Genomic DNA, 15,155 nt, shown 5'->3' on the forward strand with positions numbered 1-15,155 from the left:
ATGCGGTACATCTCGATCCCCCCAACCCCCCTTAAAAAGGGGGGCAGTAAAACTCCCCCTTTTTAAGGGGGATTTTCCGCAAGCGGACATGAAAGGGGGATCAAAATGTACCGCAGAACAGCGAAAAATACTGTATTCCATCGAAGATTTGGGTGAACCCGCCCCTACCCCGAAAAATGATTATGGATCTTAAATCACTAATTCTCCACCAAGGACGGTCTCTGACTTTGAGGCGAACCCAACCCAGTGATGCTCCTTTGCTGTTTGAAAAAATGTACTCACGCTACGAGTTTATGCGCTTAGTTCGCCTGAACGATCTCGCAGACAGTGTAGAGGAAGTGCGAGAAAGACTGATTGAGCGATCGCGCTCTAGCCCTGCCCAAACCGGTTACCTCGAATGCTTGATCATTCACAAGACTCATGGGGCGATCGGCATTATTGCGGCCGCATGTTATTCGCCATTGCATCGAAAAGCAGAATTATTAGTTGGGATCTTTGAGCAGGAACATCGCTCGATTAGTAATGGTACAGAAGCTTGTTTGTTAATGATGGATTTGGTATTTAACACCTATAATTTACATCGTTTATATGCCTACTCCTATGGGTATAACCATCCTGCCCATGCTGCATTAACAGCCGGAGGCTTCCAACTCGAAGGCATCATGAAAGAAGATTTATACGATCCGGTTAGCAAAGAGTATGTGGATATGCATATTTTTGGGATGAATCAAACTCAAATGCGTCAACACTCTCGACTCGCTCGCTTATCTAAACGCTTAATCGGGCGCGATATTACTCAACCTTTAACAGCGCCTTTACCTCCTCCTGATTTATCCAAGATTCCTGAGTGTGAACGGTTGCGTACTGCCCCAACTTGGGTCAAATCAGGAGCATTGATCCCACATCCCAATTAACTTAAATCTACTGAGGAGATCGCCGTTCTGGAACTCTGGGTGTACGATGAAGAGAGATAGGTGTGGGTGCGTTACGCTTTCGCTAACGCACCCTACGAGATCTGAACTAGATTGCTTTTCATTGTTCATTGTTCATTGTTAATTCATGACTGTAGAGAGCCAAACGCCAACGGAAGATCTGACTGTAGACCCTCTGGATGAATTGCCTAATGATGTTGAAATGTCGTTGTTTGACCATTTGGAAGAGCTGCGGCAACGGTTTTTCTATGCGCTGATTGCGGTGGCGATCGCCGTGGTAGGCTGTTTTCTACTGGTCAAACCCATTGTCCAATTCCTGGAAATTCCCGCAGGAGATGTAAATTTTTTACAATTGGCTCCGGGAGAATACTTCTTTGTTTCCCTGAAAGTAGCCGGCTATAGCGGTATCATTCTCGCCACTCCCGCGATTCTCTATCAGATTATCCAATTTATTTTACCCGGACTGACGCGCAGAGAACGGCGCTTAGTGCTTCCCGTGGTAGTCGGATCGAGTGTCTTATTTTTAGCCGGATTACTCTTTGCCCAAATGGTGTTAATTCCCGCAGCACTGAACTTTTTTATCACCTATGGCGCGGAAGTCGTCGAGCAAGCCTGGTCAATTGACCGCTATTTTGAGTTTGTGCTGCTGCTGATGTTTAGCACCGGATTAGCCTTTCAAGTCCCCGTGATACAAGTGCTGTTGAGTGTCTTAGGATTGGTTTCATCCCAACAAATGCTGGCCGGATGGCGCTATGTGGTGATGGGTGGGGTGTTGCTCGGTGCGATTCTCACCCCATCCACCGATCCGGTAACCCAAAGTTTACTCGCGGGAGCCGTTTTAGGGCTATATTTTGGGGGAGTGGGGTTAGTTAAGGCGATCGGTCGTTAAGCCTTACTTTAGAATAATTTAGGGCGATCGCATCCCCACTAAACTTTCTTGAGAAAACCTCTATGACTCTAGACACCCCCTCTCCTGATACTGTCCTCCATCAACTCCAGTGGCGCTATGCCACCAAAAAATTCGATCCCACCCGTAAAATTCCCGATGCGGTATGGAACGTCCTAGAACAAAGTTTAGTCCTGACTCCCTCTTCCTTCGGACTGCAACCCTGGAAATTTTTTGTCCTCACCGACTCCCCCCTGCGCCAGCAGTTAGTCGAGCATTCCTGGGGCCAAACCCAAGTCGTTGAAGCCTCCCATTTAGTCGTCTTAGCGATCAAAAAAGACTTTGGTGTAGCGGAAGTCGATCGCTATATTCAATACATGGCCCAAGTGCGAAATACCACCCCAGAGCAGCTAGAAGGATTTGGGAGTATGATGAAGGGGTTTATTGGGCGATCGCCCGATCAATTCAACGTCAACGACTGGTCAACCCGCCAAGTCTACATCGCCCTCGGTCAACTCATGACCACTGCTGCCATGCTCGGTATAGACGCTTGTCCCATGGAAGGCTTCATTCCCGATAAATACGATGAAATTTTGGGATTAACCGACAAAGGCTATCACAGTGTACTCCTCTGTCCCGTAGGATATCGCGCAGAAGACGATAAATACAGTGAACTGCCCAAAGTTCGCTATCCCACCGAAGAAATTGTAGAGTATATTTAATAGTTCTCTAGGGGCAATTTGATGAATTGCCCCGACCATCGCTCAAGATTCATTCTCTCTTAAACCAACCTTCATGCTAGATGACCTGCTAAATCCCAAAAAAGCCAGGAAGACCTTTAAAAAAAGCTTCTTGACTCTTGAAAAAATTGCCACTAATAGTTTAACTGATAAAGAAATCGCGGACTTAATCTATAAAGCCAGGAAAAACGGCTTAAGTGATGAAGAAGTGGCCAATTTACTCGAACAAGGCATAAAAGGCTATAAATTCATTCAAGAAAACTTCATCAGCAAGAAAAAGAAAAAGAAAAAAGAATATTTTTGATTGCTGATTCCCTAGGGCGAAACTTTACCGTGGTTTTCGCTTCTATGGGGTAGATCATTGAACAGTTATATCAAGTCCGGTTTCCGCAAGCGGACACGAAAATTTGTTAAGAAGCGGGCAAGATGCCCGCACTCCTATAATCCCTTGATATGACTGGAGTGGGAGCATCTTGCTCCCTGGATTTTTAATTAGGGTATTTCCGCTTCGCGGACATGAATAAGCGAACTTGATATTATAGGGTGCGTTACGCTGTCGCTAACACACCCTACCATTCAAAGGGAATCCCTTAATCTCGGCCAAAAATAGCAATCAGCAGGCGCAAGATAAAGACAAACAAATTAATGTATGTCAGGTACATCGACAAAGCTGCTGATAGATATTGTTCATCTTGATAGGTACGGGGGAGAATAAAGAAATCCACCACCGCAACCCCACAGAAGAGGAAAACCCCAAAACCGGAAATAGCAATTTCTAGCCAGTTGGGGGTATAAACGCCAAACAGAGCAAAGATAAATTGGGCTAAAATCACCACGACAAAGGCAACTAAGGCCATTTGAATGGTTTGAGTCAGAGCCAAGCCATCTTGCTCAGAGAGATTCGATCCAATTTGGCGAGCAAGGACAAAAGCCACACCACAACCGAGAGCCGCAAAAGCAATGCCTTGTATTCCGACCCCATCAGTCCCTAGGGCAACGTAAACTAAGCCACTCAGGGTATAACCCGACAGTAGGCTATAGGTTGCCAACAAGGGGAGAGCGGTGCTGTTATTGGCTTTTTCTGCCACTCCTCTAGCGATAAAGAAAAGCACTAACTCAGCAATCATGGCCGCAATAAAGCTGGGCATGAAGATACCGGGGTTCGTGTTGATGACGGTTAAGCCACCATAGGTTCCGAGGGCGGTTAAAACTAGACCTCCGCCGACATAGGGAAGGGCGTTAGGTATTACATTGGGGCCAACAACGAGTTGTCCCTTTGCTTCGCGAATGTCATTAAGAAAGTTAGAACTGTTACTCATGGGTGTTTAAGTCAAACGTCACAACGCTATATCTTCTATTGTGGCGCAAAGCTCTGTAGAGTTTCCACAAATCACCCAGTTTGTTTAATCTAAATCAAGATCAGCAGGACAATGACGGTCATCAGGGCAAGGATGAGGGCGGAGGGGCGATCGCCTTCATAATCTTGATAATGGCGATCGTAATGGCGATCGTGCCGATCCAAAGATCGCTCTAATCCACATTTCAAGCAAACGTAGCGACGGGGGTTTCTGGGATCTTGTACAAAAGGACAATAATTTTGGGAACAATCGGTCAAACAAGTTTTTGGAGGCATAAGTAGAAGTCCTCAACCCTTATATACTTGTCTCCTGCAAAGGGCTTAGGGTTCCTTCCGGATATTTAGGTAGGACTTTTGGGAAGGTGACGGACAATAACTCGGCAACGTCTGGCTCAACTGGTTTGGGGAGGAACTGCTTCTAGTGGCGGGTTAATTGGGGTCAACTAACATCTTCTGGTGGTGGATGTCGCCCAATTTCATAATCTGCTGCTCGAATACCTAAAATTCGTTCTCGATTCAAGGCTAATGCCTCAATAGTAGCTCGTCCAGTGGGAGTCATACCAATAAGTTGTAAACAATCGTCAGACCAACGGAAATGTTGCCGCCACTGATCGCACCTTGGATTATATAATGCAACGCTTTCCCCCGATTGAGGATCGATCGCAGCTTGAGAGCGACCCTTGCGACGGTTGCAGTGAAAACAGGCCAGAGCCAGGTTATTCAGGTCATTAGAACCACCTTCAGCCAGGGGAACAACGTGATCGATGGTAAACCGAACATATTGCCACTGTTCTGAAGCATGACAGTATTCACACAAGCCTTTAGCCCGTTGTCTGACTTCCACCTGTATCTGTTCAGAAATCCAAGGACGAGACATGATCAACTTTTAAGATTGAGGACTAGAAGACAGCGCCAGATTGCGAATTGTGCGATTCACAAAGCTCAAATAATCATCAACTTCTTCATAAGCATCTAACTCCTGTTCTTCTAACTCAGTTAAACCTTCAAACTTTTGCTTATCTAAGAGACTCTCGATCCGAGATTGTACATTTCCTGACGCTCGAAAAATAGGAATTCCAGATTGTAACTCAATTCGGACGGCTCCCTCTAGGGGTAGGGAAGCGGGTAAAGCGTTTAAAGGGGGTAGGGTAGAATTGGATGATATCATGATTTCTTGGTTTCATTAGTCTAGTTTTAGGTAGTGTTTGCTGTTCAGATCGCTAATTACGTTGAGCGCGAATTTCTTCGGATATAGAGAAAGCTTGCTGATGATCCCTCATCATTCCTAAATCCTTAAAATGGTTTATAGCGTTTTCAATATATTCTAATGCTTTAGTAAAGTTATTTCTTGCTTGTTCTAACTTCGCCTGAGAAACTGCACAGTAAGCAATTCGCCTTTTATCCTTATTATCTTCGACTTCTTCAGCAACAGTTTCTAATAACTTTTCTGCATATTCTAATTTGCGGTCATTGATGGCAATCTCAGCTAAAATTCTTTTGACATAATTAGCATTCCGTGAACCTGTTACTATTTTACTGGTACTTTCAATAACTTTTTCACATACCAATTTTGATTCGTCATATCGTTTTTGCATAAACAGTAATTCTGCTCGTTCACGATCAATGTAGATTTGGTACTTCAGCTTTTGTTGATCGGATAACTTCAAGTTTTCGTCTAAATTTTGTTGTTCAATATCGAGCCAACCATGAGCTTCTTCATATTTTTCTAGGCGATTATACAATCCGGCCAAATGATTAAGTAAATAATCTAAATCTTCAAAGTTGCTATGCTGACGTAAATCCCAAGCTTTCAATAATAGTTCTTCTGCTTCTTGCAATTGTTCAGGTTTTCCCATTAATAGTAAGGTTCGTCCTCGACGAGATAGAATATTAACAGCCGTTGAGTAATCTTCTTTAATCAAAGACCTTTCACTGAGATAACTCAGCCAAGACAATCTATCTTTCCAACGACCACGCAAGTTTGCATAATTATTGAGATATGACCAAATTTCTTTCAACTGTTCATAACGATTATCATCTTTACAAAAAAGCAAAACACCAACTATATTAGTCCATTCTTTCTCAATTTCTTTATAACCTATCTTAAATCTCTCAGGCTTGTTTTCATATTGTTCATATTGTTCTTTGGCAAATTGAATATACCAATCAACCCATCGATCGAGTGCCTTTTTTTTGAATTCTTGATTTTTTTGCAGTTCAGCTAGGGCATACTCTCTTGTTAACGGTAACATCCGATATCGACCATCGGTATGTCGGATCATCGAAACTTGGCGTAAACGTTCAATTCCATCATCAAAAATTTTAGATCGCTCATTTTCTAATCCCGCAACAAAAAGAATACTTTGTTTAGGAGCTGGGCTTTTATAAATAGCAATGGACATTAGTATGTAATAAGCTACCTTGCTTCTCTTTTGAAGATCACTTACAGCTTCCTTAAAACAAAAAGCAACTAATTCATCATCTTGGAAATCTAAGCTTGCCCACTCTTCTTCTTGATTAGGTAATAAATCCTTTTGTCTTTGAATTTCTAAGGTGTTCACGATTGCATCTATATCACTTCCTATGGCTAAACGTCCTATACTATAAATAATTGCCAGTGGAATTCCTTTAGTTGCTCTATATAAAGTTTTTTTCTGTACTGGACTTAAATCAGTAATACCTTTTTCTTGAAGTTGTTGCTCAATAAGTAAGAGGCTTTCTTTTTCCGTTAAAGCATCTAATCGAATTGGTGCATATCCATAGCGCTCGCGAGTAGTTATCACAGACTTAATCGGCAACGGATCTAAAAAAGCGAAAATTCTATCTTTTTCTTGGATTGTCTCCAAATTATCAACAATTAGCAGTACATTGCCTTTGCTCTTTAAAGATCTTTTGAGGATTGAAATATAATTATTGTTGCTGTTTACATCCATATTAATAATTGCTGGATCGTCCAACACATCAGCTATAGTTCGATAAATCTCTTGAAGAGTTCTGGACACTGTGAGCTTTTTAATAGATTTACCGTTTAACAATTCCGATTCTTTTGCTGAAACAAAAATAATCAAGTCAAATAAAGGGATTTCACAGCCTACATCACCTTTTTGACCGATCGTATTTTGCGTTTGTCCATAAACTTTATACTCAAGGCAGCAATATGCGGCCTCTAGAACCAAGGCAGTTTTTCCTACTCCTGCAATCCCATCAACTTGAATAATCTTGCTATAATCTGGTGACAGGTGGTTCATAAGTTTACATAATTTATCTTGACGACCAATGAAGGGATTGGCTTGAGGAGGTAAGTTATGATCGTCACGCTGACTGAGTGCAAGTCGATTAGGTACAACCTCAGTGTCTGGGGGGGATTTGCGTTCTTGCTTAACTGCTCTAAACACAATCTGCCATTCTTCAGGATCGACAACATCTTCAGGTTGTAGTTCTAACACTTCAGTGATTTTTTGTACTGTCAATGGTTCTGCTTTTTTATTCTTGGTAATAAAATTGTCAACAGAGCTTTTACTAATACCTCCATTACCATATTTGGTATTGGTATATGTCAATTCCGAAATCTTCTCATTGGTCAAGCCTCGATCCTTTCTCGCGTCTTTTAGTCGCTGAATACCTTCAGGAGTTGCTGCGATGCCTCTAGGTTTGGAGGATGTGTTCATTTTCAGAAAGCCTCACTCATCCTTGTCCAGGATATCTCAAGAAAGGGTAAGAAAAGGTAAGTTTAATAATCTTTAACGATCTTACCTGAATGTCTACTGACAAATACTTAGACTTCTTGCCATGCTTGAGTTGTAGAACTCAGAACTTGATTATGCAACACATTAAAGAGATTCTTGCCAACATGACAGCTAATTCTCTGTCTGTGCATCATGAGCAGTTGCCTGCGATGGTTGAAAAGGCGATCGCCACTTCTCAAGTCCCTGTTCATACTTTGGGCTATTCGCTGATTTGGCACGTTCCTGCTACCCAACTTTCCGCCGCGCAACCGCATATCCACGGACTGATTGAACCCTATTGTGGTTATAATGCCTCTCTCTCTGATGGCAACTGGTTTGATCGGAAAAATAATCGCTGGTGTCCTGAACCCATTGTACTCGTTAAATCTTATATGACGGGGGATGTGTTACAGCAGCATTTACCCACAACTTTACAGCGTTCGTACTCAATGGGTAAAGCATTGGAACAAAGTGCGATCGCCCTCGAAATTATCCCAAATAATCTTATGCTCACTATTCCTACTGATGACTAATCTCAGAAACTGGGTTTCTGGTTATAAGGAGGTCAAAGGAACCAAGTAGGGTGGGCAGATGATTTGGCGATCGCTCACGACTCATTATTTCAACTTGCCCACCCTAAGCTCTTAATTGTTGAGTGGCATAATGATTGGAATAGTTTGGTTTCTGTGTTTCCGATAGATTTGAAAATCACTATCTAGGGTGATAATCTGGCTATCTTCATATATCTCGCTCATTCTCACTAAACAGGCATCGGCTAATGACATGGGCACTGAAGCATAGCGTTGCATAAGATCGTTTACAGCTTCTATCTCTTGGTTTAGGCTAAAGGGGATGACCATATGTCCTTGTTGAATTAATTTTAAGATCGTTGCTTGTCCTTGATGAATTCTTCGGGCCAGAAAACAGGCTTCTGTGATCACAGCTTCGTTAGTTATAACGGGGGCGGTGATGTTTGAGAATTGGGTAACTGCCCAAGTGTGAAATTTATCTTTTGGCAAGAGAAAAGCAATTAAAGCTCCCGTATCTACAATAACTTTCGTACTCATTGACCCAATTCTTCTAAATATTGGGGATTGTGGGACAAATCCTCTAAGTCACTATCGAGACAACCGATAAATTCTTGAGCGGCTTCTGCAAATGACACTTGAGAATTGTCTAGGGTTTTAGATGTTTTTTGCTGCTGGCTAGATTGGTATTCTAAGAATTCTAAGAATTCAATCACCTTTTGCCATTGCTCAGGGGGCAGTTGTTGGATTTTTTTGATGGCTGTTTCTAGGGTAGGCATGGTTATGGATGAGACATTTTGTAGATACTGTCTTGGATGTCAAGGGGCGGGTTTCAAACCTGCCCCTACAATAGACTATTTTATTGCCCCAATTCAGATTCAGGTAGCTTATGGGCTGAAGTATTTGGAGACGGGATGGTGGGTGATAATGGCGCTGGTGGATTGTTCGGGATAGATTTGATCGCTCTCGTCCATGTACATATTAATGCGATCGCTCCCCAGCAGCTCCAATTGCTTATACTGGTCTTCCATATTCGGACAAGCGGGATAGCCGAAACTATAGCGGGAACCGTGATAGCGCTGTTTGAACATATCGCGCACATTATCCGGTTCTTCATCTCCAAAGCCTAATTCGCGGCGAATTTTGGCGTGCAACCATTCCGCCATCGCTTCGGCAGTTTGCACCGCCATGCCATGGAAATAAAGATAATCTGTATAGCGATCGCCCGCAAACAACTTCTGCGCGTATTCCGTTGCCACTTCTCCCACCGTTACCGCGTGCATCGGGAACACATCCATCACCCCGCTCTCCTTCGGTGCAAAGAAGTCCGCAATACAAAAGCGACGGGAGCGTTTTTGCCGGGGAAACTCAAAGGTATGTCGCACCGTTTTCGCCATTCCCCCCTTCATCTCCTCGGCATCATAAACAAACACCGTATTGCCTTCCGACTGGGCTGGAAAATAGCCATAAATCGCTTGGGGCTTCAAGATATTTTCCGTTAAAATCTTCTCTTTCCATTCCTCTAAGATGGGATGCACCGTCTCTTGCAAGAACTCGTCATATTCTTCGCGGGATTGTTCTTTCGGCTTGCGGAATTGCCATTGCCCCACAAACAGCGCTTGCAAATCTAAATACCAAAAGACTTCTTCTAAAGGAATATCTTCCGGTTGCAAAATCCGACTGCCCCAGAAGGGAGGAGTCGGACGAGGAATATCAATCTCAACCGCTTCCGAGCGCCGAGTATCAATTACTTCTGGTTCCGAGGATTTGGCTTCTGTTGCTGTGTCTTCTCCCTTCTCCTCGACTGCATTGCCATTTCCATTCTCAGCTTCATCCAAAAAGCCTTTGAAATCATCCCAATTATTGGCCGCTTTCGCAGGCATCAACTTATCCATAAACGTCAAGTCAGAAAAGGCATCTTTCCCGTAAATCACTCGACCTTTATAGGCATTTTGACAATCTTGATAGACAAACTTGGGCGTTAGAGCCGCTCCCCCCAAAATCACGGGGACTGTAATTCCTTGCTCGTTAAACGTTTCCAAATTATCCTTCATAAATGCTGTCGATTTCACCAGCAAGCCACTCATGGCGATACAGTCGGCGTTATGCTCGCGGTAGGCATCAATAATGTTATCGACGGGTTGTTTAATGCCCAGGTTTACTACTTTGTAACCGTTATTAGACAGGATAATATCCACCAAATTCTTACCGATATCATGGACATCCCCTTTCACTGTGGCAATCACAAAGATTCCTTTGGCATTATTGCCCGATTCTGATTTTTCCATGAACGGTTCTAGATAAGCAACCGCCGCTTTCATGGTTTCGGCTGATTGCAACACAAAGGGAAGTTGCATCTGTCCGGAACCGAATAAGTCCCCGACGACTTTCATACCATCGAGTAGGAAGACGTTAATAATTTCTAGGGGTGGATATTCTTCTAGAGCCTTTTTCAAGGAGTCTTCTAAACCAATGCGCTCGCCATCGATAATATGGTTTTTGAGGCGCTCGTTAATGGGCAGATTTTCATCCACGGAGCGATCGCGCTTCGCTTTCTTCCCGGCAAAGATTTGGGTCAATTCCGCCAGGGGATCGTAGGTGCAAATCTCGCCATCAAATTCCCGTTGGTCGTAGATCAGTTTGCGGCAGACCTCTTGATGTTCGGGTTCAATTTTCGCCAGGGGTAAAATCTTGCTGGCACTGACAATGGCGCTATCTAATCCCACTTGCATGGCTTCATGCAAGAACATGGAATTGAGGACAATCCGCGCTGCTGCATTTAAGCCGAAGGAAATATTAGAAACGCCGAGTAAAATATGACATCCGGGCAATTCTGCGCGAATGCGGCGAATCGACTCTATGGTTGCTTTTCCGTTTTCTCGGTCTTCTTCAATCCCGGTAGAAATCGGTAGAGCCAAAGTATCAAAGAATATTTCATGGGCAGGAATTCCATGCTCGATCGCTTGGTCATAAGCCCGTTTAGCAATGGCAAACTTTTTATCAGCCGTTCGCGCCATGCCATCCTCATCAATGGTTCCCACAACCACACCCGCGCCGTATTTTTTCGCCAGTTCTAAGACTTTCAAAAAGCGGGGTTCTCCATCTTCGTAGTTGGTGGAATTTAGGATACATTTTCCGCCCACAACTTTTAACCCGGCTTCCATTTTTTCCCACTCGGTGGAATCCAACATTAAAGGTAGGGTAATATTGTTCACCAAACGGGAGGCGAGTTCCTTCATATCGCGCACCCCATCTCGACCCACATAATCGACGTTCACATCTAAAATATGGGCCCCTTCTTTGACTTGGGCTTTACCTAAAGAAACTAAGCCATCCCAGTCTTCATTGTTGAGTAGGTTGCGGCATTTTTTGGAGCCACTGGCGTTGAGTCTCTCACCGACAATGAGAAAGGAGTTATCTTGATCGTAGGGTTGGGCGCTATAAATGGAAGCGGCTGAGGGTTCAAAGACGGGATGGCGTTCTTTGGGTTTGAGGGTAGCGCCAATTTCGGCTAATTGTTGAATATGATCGGGACGGGTTCCACAACATCCGCCAATGATTTGCACGCCCCAATCTTCAACAAACCGATTGAGGGCCATGCGTAATTCCATGGGGGTGAGTTTGTAATGGGCATGACCGCCAACATTTTCGGGGAGTCCGGCGTTGGGAATGCAGGAGACGATGAAGGGGGAATGTTCGCAGAGATATTTGATATGGTCGGCCATGCGATCGGGGCCGGTGGCGCAGTTTAGGCCTAAAATATCGATGTTGTAGGGTTCGAGAATGGTTAGAGCGGCGCTAATTTCGGAACCAACGAGCATGGTTCCCATGACTTCCATGGTGATGGACACCATGATGGGGCGGCGTTCTCCTTTGCGTTCAAAGACTTTTTCTACGGCGTTTAAGGCGGCTTTGATTTGCAGAACGTCTTGACAAGTTTCAATAATAAAGAGGTCTACGCCTCCATCGTATAAGCCTTCAGCTTGTTCAATAAAGGCCGTTTCTAAAGTATCAAAATCAATATGGCCTAATGTCGGTAATTTGGTGGTTGGCCCCATGGAACCGGCGACAAATCGGGGTTTTTCTGGGGTGGAGAATTCGGCAGCGATGCTTTTGGCCAGTTCTGCGGCGGCTTTGTTGAGTTCGTAGGCTTGGTCGGCTAGGTCATATTCAGCGAGGACGATGGAGGCTGCGCCAAAGGTGTCGGTTTCAATGACATCACAGCCGGCACTGAGGAAATCACGGTGAACTTTGGCGATCGCCTCTGGTTTGGTTTTGATTAAATATTCATTACATCCTTCATATTCTGGGCCTCCAAAGTCCTCTGCGGTTAAATTCTGGACTTGGAGGTTGGTTCCCATCGCGCCATCGAATACGATGACGGGACGTTCTGGACTGTGTAGACGGTTCAGGAAGGCACTATTCATGGGAACGGTTTCGACAAGGTTGACAAGCATACTTTCCCATTGTACCGGCGATCGGGGAATGGGGGAATGGGGGAATCAACAGTTACGGATTCCCCCATTCCTGATTCCTGATACCTTAATTAAATAGGGAAAGTTAGATATCCTGTAATTAGTTTTCCCCGTGATTCTCAGGCCAATCCCATGAATGAAGAGCATACACCTAACCCGCTTTACTCGTCCTCTGAATATGAGCCAACTCCTGAATCGATCGCCGATCGGTCGGCGATCGAACCGGATGAAACTGGAAACCCAACCCATCTGGCTGAATTTACGGATGTTTCCGTAGAGCTAAATCTAGATGCCATTACCCATGAGAGTCTGAACTGGCAAGAGATCGAAGAGTCGGTGAATGAAGGGATTGCTCCAGAAGTTTTAGAGGCTCTGCAACAGGAAATGGAGCAAGTGTTACATAAGAATGTGGCGCTGCTCGATCGCATCAGTCAACTCGAAAGTGCCCTCGCCCATTCTCAACAAGCCCTACAAACCTATCAAGAACGGCAACCGGCTACTGAAGCTCTCTTATCCCAGCGTCTAGAAGAAATTAATACCCTCCAGGAAGAAAATAAGCGGCTCTTGCGGGAATTAGAACAATCGAGTCAAAAGGGTCAACGGCAACAAATTTTAGTGCAAACTTTAACTGAACAACTCGACAGTAGCCAAACCCAAGTGGCTCAACTCGAACGAGATTGTGCGATCGCCCAACAACGCTGTCATGAGCAAGCCACCCAACTCAGTCAACGGGATAAATTTTGCCTCGATTTACAAACTCGTCTCCACCGTCAACAACGATATACTCTACAGTTCAAAAATGCTCTAGATCGGTGTTTAGAATTATCTCCCTCGAATCGCGAACAGATCCTCAATGAGTCCTCTGGTTCTCTAGGTAATCTCAAATTAGCCAAGATTGAACAGGGATTAACGCCTAAAGCGATCGCGATTCAACCTTGGTCAGCTCATCAATGGCAAGATTCTTTATTAGAAACTCCTCTGCCGAATCCGATACCAGAGGAAAACGAGGGGAGGGATTTAGAAACTCCCGATCCAGAGTTGATGGCTCAATCCTCGGTAAATCGCCCTCACTTAAAACTGTTCAAATCGGATGAGTTATCATCACCTAATCCAGAAATAGGAGCATCTCCTACTCCTGTAATCCAGGATTCCGAGGAGGCTCAAGTTCAGGCGATCTTAGAACCGTTAGAAGAGCTAGAGGAGTTAGAACCGGAGCCGCCCTCTTTTAGTGCTGAATTTGACGAAATAGAAGAGGATTTTATCGAGTCGGCAGAGGAAACAGTGGCTTCTGAATTCACGGCTGACGACGAACAACCGGCTGAAGAACTCTCGTCTGAAGAGGTTTCCCGACCGGAGCAACCGGAAGTTCCCCTGAATATCCCCCAAGGCAATTGGCCTTCTCCGTTAGTGTATCCTCTGCGACAGCCGAAAAAGCGCAAGTCTTTTGCGGCGATCGATTTACCTTCTTTTCCCCGTCCGTAATGGAGAGGGTTCAACTTAAGATTTTTGAAACCACAGAAATCAATAAAATCAATGTTGTTTCCAACACTGGCCCGATGGTTTCTGCCTTTCAATGTGACCGAATAGATTTGCTTAAGCGATACTTTTCCTTAATTTATATTACCCCATCTGAGCGAGAGGAACTAAATGTTCATGGCTGGATAGATGAAGTGAATCAACTCATTGCTGAGGGATTTGTGGTTGTTGAAGCACTAACTAATTCAGAAAAAATACAGGCAGAAGTAGTGGCCAAGCGCATTGCTCAATTACAAAAATCGGCTAATTCAGATTGGCACGATGATCTGGCGGAAGCGGAAGCGATCGTTCTCATGCAGCATCGAAAAAACCTAGATGTTGCTATGATCCTTTTAGATGAGAAAGCCGCACGTCAGGTTGCTCGTCAACTGGGGTTAAACTTAACCGGATTTCCTGGTGTTCTCGGACGTGCGGGACTTGACGGAGTTTTAACAAAAGATGAGATTCGACAGTTGCTGAAAATGTGCCAGCAGCAAGGGACATTTTATAGCGATCGACTAATTGAAACTTTAGCAGAAAATTACGGCAAATAAATGATGACTAAACAAGTTCCAGAACCCAACGCGGAGTTATTATCCTCTGAAGATGTCCATGAGGATGTGATGGTGCTGACGGCTACTTTAGAACGGCGTAGTGCGGAACGTCAGGCTTATCGAATTTTATCCCGTCCAGATATTCAAGAAATGATTAAACAGGCTATATCAAGTGGTGTTTGTGCGACTGAAGAAGAAGCGATCGCCCGCGCATTAAAAACTCTGATTACAGCAATTAGTTAGGTGTTGCGAAAGTCCTGAATCATAATCATATCAAGTTCGCTTATTCATGTCCGCGAAGCGGAAATACCCTAATTAAAAATCCAGGGAGCAAGATGCTCCCACTCCAGTCATATCAAAGAATTCGAGGAGTGCGGGCATCTTGCCCGCTTCTTAACCAATTAACTGGACTTGATATCATAGCATAACTATCTTTTCATGACA

Annotated in this window: 16 protein-coding genes; 8 read left to right on the forward strand and 8 right to left on the reverse strand. The window is 44.2% G+C overall.

Features of this window, described 5'->3' with window-relative positions; all coding sequences use genetic code 11:
* The first annotated feature begins 182 nt into the window (after positions 1 to 182).
* From PMG71_RS11615 to PMG71_RS11630, 4 genes are all read left to right on the forward strand, one after another.
* Positions 183 to 914, forward strand: a complete 732-nt coding sequence (locus PMG71_RS11615) for a GNAT family N-acetyltransferase (protein WP_283753850.1) — start codon at positions 183 to 185, stop codon at positions 912 to 914.
* A 145-nt stretch (positions 915 to 1,059) separates the two neighbouring features.
* The gene (tatC, locus tag PMG71_RS11620; protein ID WP_283753851.1) at positions 1,060 to 1,821 is read left to right on the forward strand and encodes a twin-arginine translocase subunit TatC; all 762 of its coding nucleotides are present in this window, start codon (positions 1,060 to 1,062) and stop codon (positions 1,819 to 1,821) included.
* A 62-nt stretch (positions 1,822 to 1,883) separates the two neighbouring features.
* A complete protein-coding gene (locus PMG71_RS11625) occupies positions 1,884 to 2,540 on the forward strand; it encodes an NAD(P)H-dependent oxidoreductase (protein WP_283753852.1) in 657 nt (218 codons plus the stop codon).
* 73 nt (positions 2,541 to 2,613) lie between these two features.
* Positions 2,614 to 2,862: a hypothetical protein gene (locus tag PMG71_RS11630; protein ID WP_283753853.1), complete on the forward strand. Its 249-nt coding sequence runs from the start codon at positions 2,614 to 2,616 to the stop codon at positions 2,860 to 2,862.
* Positions 2,863 to 3,148: 286 nt separating this feature from the next.
* Here PMG71_RS11630 and PMG71_RS11635 read toward each other — a convergent pair whose 3' ends face one another.
* The 5 genes from PMG71_RS11635 to PMG71_RS11655 form a co-directional block, all read right to left on the reverse strand.
* The gene (locus tag PMG71_RS11635) at positions 3,149 to 3,877 is read right to left on the reverse strand and encodes a Bax inhibitor-1/YccA family protein (RefSeq protein ID WP_283753854.1); all 729 of its coding nucleotides are present in this window, start codon (positions 3,875 to 3,877) and stop codon (positions 3,149 to 3,151) included.
* 89 nt (positions 3,878 to 3,966) lie between these two features.
* Positions 3,967 to 4,191: a hypothetical protein gene (locus tag PMG71_RS11640; RefSeq protein WP_283753855.1), complete on the reverse strand. Its 225-nt coding sequence runs from the start codon at positions 4,189 to 4,191 to the stop codon at positions 3,967 to 3,969.
* Between the two features lie 163 nt (positions 4,192 to 4,354).
* Complete coding sequence (locus PMG71_RS11645) at positions 4,355 to 4,792, reverse strand: HNH endonuclease (RefSeq protein ID WP_283753856.1); 438 nt, start codon at positions 4,790 to 4,792, stop codon at positions 4,355 to 4,357.
* Positions 4,793 to 4,801: 9 nt separating this feature from the next.
* On the reverse strand, positions 4,802 to 5,083 hold the full coding sequence (locus tag PMG71_RS11650; protein WP_283753857.1) for a hypothetical protein: 282 nt from the start codon (positions 5,081 to 5,083) through the stop codon (positions 4,802 to 4,804).
* A gap of 52 nt (positions 5,084 to 5,135) precedes the next feature.
* Complete coding sequence (locus tag PMG71_RS11655; protein ID WP_283753858.1) at positions 5,136 to 7,583, reverse strand: helix-turn-helix domain-containing protein; 2,448 nt, start codon at positions 7,581 to 7,583, stop codon at positions 5,136 to 5,138.
* Between the two features lie 152 nt (positions 7,584 to 7,735).
* Here PMG71_RS11655 and PMG71_RS11660 point away from each other — a divergent pair, with 152 nt between their 5' ends.
* Entirely contained in the window at positions 7,736 to 8,173 is a 438-nt protein-coding gene (locus PMG71_RS11660) for a hypothetical protein (protein ID WP_283753859.1), read from the forward strand.
* A gap of 111 nt (positions 8,174 to 8,284) precedes the next feature.
* Here the strand turns inward: PMG71_RS11660 and PMG71_RS11665 are convergent, their stop codons facing one another.
* From PMG71_RS11665 to metH, 3 genes are all read right to left on the reverse strand, one after another.
* Positions 8,285 to 8,707: a type II toxin-antitoxin system VapC family toxin gene (locus tag PMG71_RS11665; RefSeq protein ID WP_283753860.1), complete on the reverse strand. Its 423-nt coding sequence runs from the start codon at positions 8,705 to 8,707 to the stop codon at positions 8,285 to 8,287.
* Entirely contained in the window at positions 8,704 to 8,946 is a 243-nt protein-coding gene (locus PMG71_RS11670; RefSeq protein WP_283753861.1) for a DUF2281 domain-containing protein, read from the reverse strand. The genes PMG71_RS11665 and PMG71_RS11670 overlap by 4 nt, the downstream gene beginning before the upstream one ends.
* 108 nt (positions 8,947 to 9,054) lie before the next feature.
* Positions 9,055 to 12,594, reverse strand: a complete 3,540-nt coding sequence (gene metH, locus PMG71_RS11675) for a methionine synthase (RefSeq protein ID WP_347179259.1) — start codon at positions 12,592 to 12,594, stop codon at positions 9,055 to 9,057.
* Positions 12,595 to 12,774: 180 nt separating this feature from the next.
* Here metH and PMG71_RS11680 point away from each other — a divergent pair, with 180 nt between their 5' ends.
* Genes PMG71_RS11680 through PMG71_RS11690 form a run of 3 tightly spaced genes read left to right on the forward strand, consistent with a single transcriptional unit; the run spans position 12,775 to position 14,954 of the window.
* Positions 12,775 to 14,124, forward strand: a complete 1,350-nt coding sequence (locus PMG71_RS11680) for a hypothetical protein (protein WP_283753863.1) — start codon at positions 12,775 to 12,777, stop codon at positions 14,122 to 14,124.
* Complete coding sequence (locus PMG71_RS11685) at positions 14,124 to 14,711, forward strand: PIN domain-containing protein (RefSeq protein ID WP_488199579.1); 588 nt, start codon at positions 14,124 to 14,126, stop codon at positions 14,709 to 14,711. Before PMG71_RS11680 ends, PMG71_RS11685 begins: the two co-directional genes overlap by 1 nt.
* Positions 14,712 to 14,954, forward strand: coding sequence for a hypothetical protein (locus PMG71_RS11690; protein WP_283753865.1), 243 nt, complete (start codon positions 14,712 to 14,714; stop codon positions 14,952 to 14,954).
* Positions 14,955 to 15,155 lie beyond the last annotated feature (201 nt).

Source organism: Roseofilum acuticapitatum BLCC-M154 (genome assembly GCF_030068475.1).
Lineage (GTDB): Bacteria > Cyanobacteriota > Cyanobacteriia > Cyanobacteriales > Desertifilaceae > Roseofilum > Roseofilum acuticapitatum.